The sequence below is a fragment of the Kitasatospora sp. NPDC059973 genome (genome assembly GCF_042737525.1).
Lineage (GTDB): Bacteria > Actinomycetota > Actinomycetes > Streptomycetales > Streptomycetaceae > Kitasatospora.
Genome location: NZ_JBHWUI010000252.1, coordinates 1 through 7,478, shown reverse-complemented (window position 1 = coordinate 7,478; position 7,478 = coordinate 1). Strand labels below are relative to the sequence as shown.

Annotated in this window: 6 protein-coding genes; 2 read left to right on the top strand and 4 right to left on the bottom strand. The window is 74.9% G+C overall.

From position 1 onward, the window contains the following. Both ACFWA9_RS36755 and ACFWA9_RS36750 read right to left on the bottom strand, forming a co-directional pair. Positions 1–1,535, bottom strand: a 1,535-nt coding sequence (locus ACFWA9_RS36755; protein WP_380393495.1) for a choice-of-anchor A family protein, incomplete at its 3' end; no start/stop codon positions are given. A 134-nt stretch (positions 1,536–1,669) separates the two neighbouring features. After that, entirely contained in the window at positions 1,670–2,458 is a 789-nt protein-coding gene (locus tag ACFWA9_RS36750) for a TetR/AcrR family transcriptional regulator (protein WP_380393492.1), read from the bottom strand. 93 nt (positions 2,459–2,551) lie between these two features. On the opposite strand from ACFWA9_RS36750, the gene ACFWA9_RS36745 reads away from it, so the two are divergent. Beyond that, positions 2,552–3,406, top strand: coding sequence for a siderophore-interacting protein (locus tag ACFWA9_RS36745; protein WP_380393489.1), 855 nt, complete (start codon positions 2,552–2,554; stop codon positions 3,404–3,406). Positions 3,407–3,679: 273 nt separating this feature from the next. After that, on the top strand, positions 3,680–4,651 hold the full coding sequence (locus ACFWA9_RS36740; RefSeq protein WP_359812449.1) for an alpha/beta hydrolase: 972 nt from the start codon (positions 3,680–3,682) through the stop codon (positions 4,649–4,651). An 87-nt stretch (positions 4,652–4,738) separates the two neighbouring features. On the opposite strand, the gene ACFWA9_RS36735 is transcribed toward ACFWA9_RS36740, so the two are convergent. Next, positions 4,739–6,214 (bottom strand): VWA domain-containing protein, encoded by a 1,476-nt coding sequence (locus ACFWA9_RS36735; RefSeq protein ID WP_380393486.1) that lies wholly within the window; start codon positions 6,212–6,214, stop codon positions 4,739–4,741. After that, positions 6,211–7,083, bottom strand: a complete 873-nt coding sequence (locus ACFWA9_RS36730) for a MoxR family ATPase (RefSeq protein ID WP_329486104.1) — start codon at positions 7,081–7,083, stop codon at positions 6,211–6,213. Before ACFWA9_RS36730 ends, ACFWA9_RS36735 begins: the two co-directional genes overlap by 4 nt. Between the last annotated feature and the right edge of the window lie 395 nt (positions 7,084–7,478).

The following is a 7,478-nucleotide window of genomic DNA, read 5'->3' as shown; positions in this document are numbered from 1 at the left end:
GTGTTGTTGGTCTCGTGCCAGAGTTCGAAGACGGCGCCGGCGAGGGGGGTGCCGGTGGTGGCGTCGGTCTTGAGGACGCGGACCTCACCGGTGACGGGTGGTTGGGTGTGGGGTTGGTCGGCCGCGGTGACCTGGACGCCGGTGGTGGCGTTCTGGGGGGTGAGGACGAGGGGGCCGAAGACGGGGTCGGTGGGGAGGTCGTAGCCGGTGGGTGGGGTGGTTTCGCGCCAGTAGTAGGTGCCGGTGTCGACGGTGCGTCGGCAGATGCCGTTGGCGGGGGTGGTGCAGGTGGCGCCGAGCTGGGTGTCGGGGTTGATGCCGGTGGTCTGGAGGCCGGGGGTGTTGTTGGTCTCGTGCCAGAGTTCGAAGACGGCGCCGGCGAGGGGGGTGCCGGTGGTGGCGTCGGTCTTGAGGACGCGGACCTCACCGGTGACCGGCGGGGTGGTGCAGGAGGGGAGGTCGCCGTTGAACGGGTAGGAGTGGAACTCCTGGCCGCCGCCCCCGACGGGGAGGCTGGTGTGGGTGAGCGAGCCGGTGGTGAAGAAGCGGCCGTTGATCCCCGCGAGGGTGACGGTGGTCTGCGAGGCCTGCCGGCCGATCAGGAAGCTGCCCTGGAACTGGCCGGTGCCGGCCAGGGTGACGGCGGTGGCGTCGGGGAAGTTCCACAGCAGGTGGTCGCGGTAGGCGTTGAGCGGGTCGTCGGTGTCGTTGATGCCGCCGCTGTAGGTGTTCAGGGCCCGGGTGGCGCCGAGGACGTTGACGAGGATCGTGGCGCCGGAGGGGATGCCGGCGAAGACGATGCCCTGCTGGCCACCGGTCGGCCCGGTGAGGTCGAAGTCGACGTTGAACACCTGGAGGGCCGAGCTGCCGTCCCCGGTGAACAGGGTCTGCCCGCCCTGGTTCACGGCGGTGCCGGTCGGGGTGCGCGGCGTGCCGCCGACGCGGGCGTAGCAGTCGGACGCGGTGGTGAGCTGGTCGCGCAGTCCGCTGTAGGGCCGGACGGCGTCGGGGTCGGTGACCAGGGTGCCGGTCACCGTGCCGGTGACCGTGCCCGCGTGCCGGACCACGCCGCCCTCGGCGACCAGGGTCTGACCGGGGGCGATGGTGATGCCGCCGCCGGTGGTGAGGAAGTCGGCGCCGTCCGGCGGGGGGACCCGGGAGCCGACGCCGGCGATGCCGATGTTGTAGATGGAGCTGACGCCGGCCTCCTTGGCCTGGGCGAAGCTGTCGAGGACGACCACGCGGCCCTCGGCCTCGGCGGCGCGCCCGGCGACCTGGAACTGGTTGCCGACGAAGATGTTGATGCCGTTGTCCCGGCCGGTGAACGGGAGGTTGTTGATCGACGTCGGGTAGCTGGGCGGGCAGCTGCCCGGTACGCACGGGCCGAGGCCGCCGGGCAGCGGCGCCGCCACGGCGGGGACGGCCCCGGCGCCGAGGGCGAGGACCGGCACCAGGGTCGAGAGCACCGTACAGGGGAGGGCCAGGGCGCCGGCCCGTCGGCGGACGCGGGTGAGCAGTCGGTTGAAGGAAGACATAGTCGAAGCGTCCGACAGCTCGTGCGACCAGGGTGACCGGTGGAGCACCCGCCTACGCTGAACGGTGACCGGACGTACCCGCTCAGACCAACCGTCACCTGGGCAGCGGACAGCGCCGGTGGGCCCGCCGGGCGCTACGACCGGGCGGCGGCCGCCTCGACACCGTCGAGGAGGACGGCGAGCCCGGTGCGGAAGGCCTCCCGGGTCCGCTCCTCCAGGTCACCGGCGCCGTCCCCGGCCTCGGGGGCGCCGCCGCCGCTCTCCAGCGCGGTCAGCAGTGGGAAGCGCTCCGCGAAGTCCGTTGCGAGGGAAGCAAGTTGGGTGGACCGCGCGTACCACCACTCCTCGTCGGCGACCCCGGTGTCCACGGCCGCGGCACGGGCCTCGGCGGCGGTCCGGGCCATGCCGCGGACCAGCTGCCAGAGGGCGGCGACCACGCCGCGCAGCTGCCGGGGTGCCAGGCCGGCGCCGTCCAGGATCCGCAGCACCGCCTCCATCGCGCCCAGCTCGGCCGGGCCGAGGACCGGCCGGGCCTGGGAGATCTGCAGGACCCACGGGTGCCGCAGGTAGCAGGTGAAGGCCTCCTCGGCCCAGGCGGTGGCGGCGGCCCGCCAGCCCGCGGCGGGGTCGTGGCCGGTCGGCAGCTCGGCGAGCACCCGATCGTGCATCAGGTCGAGCAGCTCGGCCTTGCCCGGTACGTACGTGTACAGGGCCATCGCGGTGCGGCCGAGCCGTTGGCCGACCGCGCGCATGGACAGCGCGGCCATCCCCTCGGCGTCGGCGACCGCGATCCCGGCCGTCACGATCGCGTCCACGCTGAGGGCGGGCTTGGGGCCGCTGCGCCCGGTGCGCGGCTCCTCCGGCCCGCGCCAGAGCAGGGACATCGAGCTGTGGGCGTCACCCTGGCCCGCGAAGACGGTCACGGTAGCGAACTCCTTATGCCGTAAAGTATCCTCGTCGAGGTAATCGCTTATGGCGTAAGGTTATCAGTGGAGCCGAAACCGGAGGGTCCGACGGTGGCATTGCCCGTCACATACATCCAGGTCGTCGCGGTCGAGCGGGTCACCCCGCGGACGGCCCGCATCACCTTCGAGGCCGACGCGCTCGACGACAGCGTCGGCCGCAGCCCCGACCAGCAGGTCAAACTCTGCTTCCCCAAGCCCGGTCGGACCGAGCCCGTGCTGCCCGGCGGCGGCGGCGATCCGATGGGCTGGTACCAGGCCTACCTGGCCGTCCCGGAGGGCGAGCGGCCGTGGATGCGCAGCTTCACCGTCCGCGGCCGGCGGCCCGGCACCCGGCGGCTGGAGGTCGACTTCGTGCTGCACGGCGACGGCGGCCCGGCGAGCGCCTGGGCGGACCGCGCCCGGCCGGGCGACCGGCTCGGCATGGTCGGCCCCTCCGAGCTGTACGCCCGGCCCGTCCCGCTCGCCACCGTCGCCGCCGGGGCCGACTGGGTCCTGCTGGCCGGGGACGAGACGGCGCTGCCCGCGATCGCCACCCTGCTGGCGGCGCTGCCCGCCGGGATCCGGGCGGTGGTGTACGCCGAGGTGGCCGACGAGGCGGAGCGGCAGCCGCTGGCCACCCCGGCCGACCTGACGGTGCACTGGGTGTACCGCGACGGCGCCGCCCCCGGCGGTCCGCTGACCGACGCGGTCCGCGCCGCCGACCTGCCCGGCGGTACGCCGTTCGCCTGGCTGGCCGGGGAGGCCTCGGCGGTCCGGGTGATCCGGCGCCACCTGGCGGAGGAGCGCGGACTGGCCAAGGCGTCGGTGGAGTTCGCCGGGTACTGGCGCCACCGGCTCACCCAGGACGACGCTCCCACCGCCGAGGACTTCGCCGACGCGCGGGAGAAGCTCGCGCAGGCCGGGTGAGCCATCGCGGTGCACGGCCGAGGGAGGGGGAGATCCGGGGGTTCCCGCGGCGTTCCGCTGGGCAGGGTGGATAGCGACCGGTCGGACGTCATCCGTCCGGCGGTGATTCGGACGGCGTGAGGAACAGGGGTGGGCGACGTGACCAGGGACACCGGCGAGGCCTTCGGCGAGCGGACCGGCGGCGGGCAGGTGGGCGGTGAGCGGACCGGCGGCGGGGCGGACGGCGCCGCACGCGAGGCCGGCTCCGCCTACGGGGACCTCGCGTACGGCGACATCACGCACCGCGACATCGAGGTGAACGGCGTCCGGCTCCACCTCGCCGAACAGGGGGAGGGCCCGCTCGTCCTGCTGCTGCACGGCTTCCCGGAGAGCTGGTACTCGTGGCGGCACCAGTTCGCCCCGCTGGCCGCCGCCGGCTACCGGGTGGTCGCCCCCGACCAGCGCGGCTACGCCCGCAGCGAGCGGCCCGCGGCCGTCGACGCCTACACCCTGCTCCACCTGGTCGGTGACGTCACGGCCCTGATCGCCGCGCTCGGCGAGGGGCCCGCGGTGCTGGTCGGCCACGACTGGGGCGCACCGGTCGCCTGGTCGACCGCCGCGCTCCGCCCCGACCTGGTGCGCGGGGTCGCCGGGCTGAGCGTGCCGCCGCTGCCGGTCTCCGGGCTGCCGCCGCTCGCACTGTCCAGGGAGCGGTTCGGCGAGGGCTTCTACCAGATCTACTTCCAGCGGCCCGGGGTGGCCGACGCCGAGTTCGCCCGGGACCCGGGCTCGACCTTCCGCCGCGTCCTGTTCAGCGGCTCCGGCGACCGCCCCGGCGCCGAGCGGCCGCAGGCCTGGGTCGTCCCCGACGGGCAGACGCTGCTGGACACCGTCCCGGAGCCGGAGAAGCTGCCGGACTGGCTCACCGAGGACGACATCGCGGCCTTCGTCGCCGACTACGCCGGGCACGGCGAGCACGCCTTCACCGGTCCGCTGAACTGGTACCGCAACATCGACCGCAACAACGAACTGCTCACCGCCTTCGCCGGGCGCGGCATCGACGTGCCCGCGCTCTACGTGGCGGGGGACCGGGACATGGTGTCGGCGCTGATCGGCCCGGACGCGCTGCGCGGGATCCTGGAGCGCCTCACCCCCAGGCTGTACGGGCACGTCACGCTCCCCGGCGCGGGCCACTGGACGCAGCAGGAGCGGCCGGCCGAGGTCACTGCCGCCCTGCTGGACTTCCTGCGCGGGCTGGACGGCTGACGCTCCGGGCCGGGAGGCTGACGCTCCCGCGGGCTCGGAACCGGCGCCGGAGCCCGCGCCCGGCGGCGCCGGCCGCTCCCCGGCCGGTCAGACCGGGAGCAGCCGGGCGATCAGCTCGCCCAGCCGGCGGGCGTTGCGGCAGGAGTGCATCTCCACCACCTCCGCGTACGCGGTCGCCGCCGAGTCGCCGCCGCCCCACAGCGAGGACTGCTCCGGGTTGAGCCAGTACACCCGCCGCGCCCGCCCGGTGATCCGGCGCAGGGCGGACAGGTTCGGGTCGCGGTGGTTGTTGCGGGCGTCGCCGAGGATCAGCACGCTGGTGCGCGGGCCGACCGCGTCCAGGTGCCGGTCGGCGAACTCGCCCAGGGCGGAGCCGTAGTCGCTGTTGCCGTGATGGCCCATCACCTTGGCCTCGGTGAGGATGCGCCGGGCCAGCCCGGCCGGATCGGCCCCGCTGCCCGCCAGCAGCTCGGTGACCTCCGCGGTGCGGTTGACGAAGGCGAACACCCGGACCTTGCTGAACTGCTCGCTCATCGCGCGGACCAGCAGCATGGTGAAGTCGGCGAAGCCGGCCACCGAGCCGGAGACGTCGCAGAGCAGCACGATCTCCGGGCGGGCCGGTCGGCGCAGCCGGTAGGCGGGGCGCAACGGCACGCCCCCGGTGGACAGCGAGCGGCGCAGGGTGCGGCGGAGGTCGATCTGCCCACGGGCCGCGCGCCGCCGCCGGGCGGCCAGCCGGGTGGCCAGCTTCCGGGCCAACGGGTGGACGGTGCGGCGCAGTTCGGTGAGCTGGTCGCGGCCGGCCGCGAGGAAGTCGATCCGGTCGGCGCTGGGTGCGACGGCCCGTTCGGCGATCCGCTCGGTGCCGCGTACCTCGGCCACCCGGCGGCGGGCCTCGGTGCCGACCATGGCGCGGAAGGCCTGGACGCGGCGGCGGATCTCGTCGGCGAGGAGGCCGTCGGAGAGGTCGGCCGGGGTGTCCGCCGCGGTGCCCGCGCGCAGCGCCGCCAGGACGCGGGCCAGCAGGGTCTCGGGGGCGAGCCGGCCGAGGGTCTGGTGGGCGGACCAGCCGTCCGAGCCGGGTGCCGAGCCGGCGCCGTAGCGGCCGAACGCGGCCACCGCCTCGCCGGCCAGCCGGGCCTGGGCGGCCCGGTCGTCGGCGGCGAGGGCGGCGGCGAGGCGCTCGCGCAGGTCCGCGCGCACGGGGTCGGCCAGATCGCGGGCGGCGGCCCGGGCGTCGTCGGCGTTCTCGGGGCCGTCCGGGGACGGGCCGCCGCGGGCCGACTCCGGGGCGCCCACCCCGAGCGGGAAGAAGAGGTCGAAGGTGGCGTCGTAGACGGCCCGCTGTGCCTCGGAGCGCAGCAGCGCGGCGGCCAGGCCGGCCCGCAGCTGCTCCCGGTCGGTGAGGCCCAGCAGGTCGAGGACGGCCGCCGCGTCGACGGTCTCGGCCGGACCGGCCCGCAGCCCGTGCCCGCGCAGGGCCCGGACCAGCCCGGTCAGCCGGGCCGCGAGGTCGGCGGCCCCGGTGGTCGCGGCCGCCGCGGGGGCGGGGCGGTCCGTCATGCCGGGGTGAGCTTCCGGGTGGCCTTCAGGATGTCGTCCTGGTGCTTGAGGATCACCCCGAGGGTGTCCCGGACCACCGCCTCGTCCAGGGTGTCCGCGCCGAGCGCGAGCAGGGTGCGGGCCCAGTCGATGGTCTCGGCCACCGACGGCGCCTTGCGCAGGCCCATCGCCCGCAGCGCGCCGACCACCCGGACGAGCGACTCGGCCAGCGTCGCGTCCAGGCCGGGGACCTTGAGCCGGACGATCCGGCGCTCCAGTTCGGCGTCCGGGTAGTCGAGGTGGAGGAAGAGGCAGCGCCGGCGCAGCGCCTCGGAGAGCTCGCGGGTGGCGTTGGAGGTGAGCAGGACGAAGGGCCGCCGGGTCGCGGTGATGGTGCCCAGCTCCGGCACGGTGACCTGGAAGTCGCTCAGCACCTCCAGCAGCAGGGCCTCGACCTCGACGTCGGCCTTGTCCATCTCGTCGATCAGCAGCACGGTCGGCTCGTCGCCGCGGATGGCGGTCAGCAGTGGCCGGGTGAGGAGGAACTCCTCGCCGAAGATGTCGGTGCGGGCCTGGTCCCAGCCCTCGTCCCGGCCGGCGGTGATCCGCAGCAACTGCTTGGCGTGGTTCCACTCGTAGAGCGCGCGGGCCTCGTCGATGCCCTCGTAGCACTGCAGCCGGACCAGGCGTGCCCGGTTGATCTCGGCCACCGCCTTGGCGAGTTCGGTCTTGCCGACCCCGGCGGGGCCCTCGACCAGCAGGGGCTTGCCCAGGCGGTCGGCCAGGAAGACGGTGGTGGCCACCGCGGTGGAGGCCAGATAGCCGGTTTCGGCCAGTTGGGCGGCCGCGTGCTCCGCCGACTCGAAGAACCCCGTGCCGTCGCCGCCCATGTGCCCCACTCCCGTCGGTCCGTCCGTGCAGCAGCACCCTACCGGCCGGTCACTTCGCCGTCCCGGGGCTCCGGCGAGCACGGGTCCGAATCCGGATCATCGACGGGTCGTCATACGCTCCGTCGATGATCCGTGACCGAATCGAAGGCGGGAGTCCGGCCAGCCGGTAGGTAGTCAGAAGGTCGCCAACGGCTACCGGATCCGCAACTCCTTCCGCGACCGCTGCCTGGTGGCCTGGTCGGGCGACACCTCCCCGGGCCCCAAGCTGACTCAGTCCGACTGCGTCCCGGAGTACGCGGACCAGGTCTGGGCACTCTGACGCCCGGCTGACCGGGTCCGTCCGCGGGCGTGGCGGTCCCGAGCAGGGGGGAGCGGCGTGCGGCAGTCATGACTGC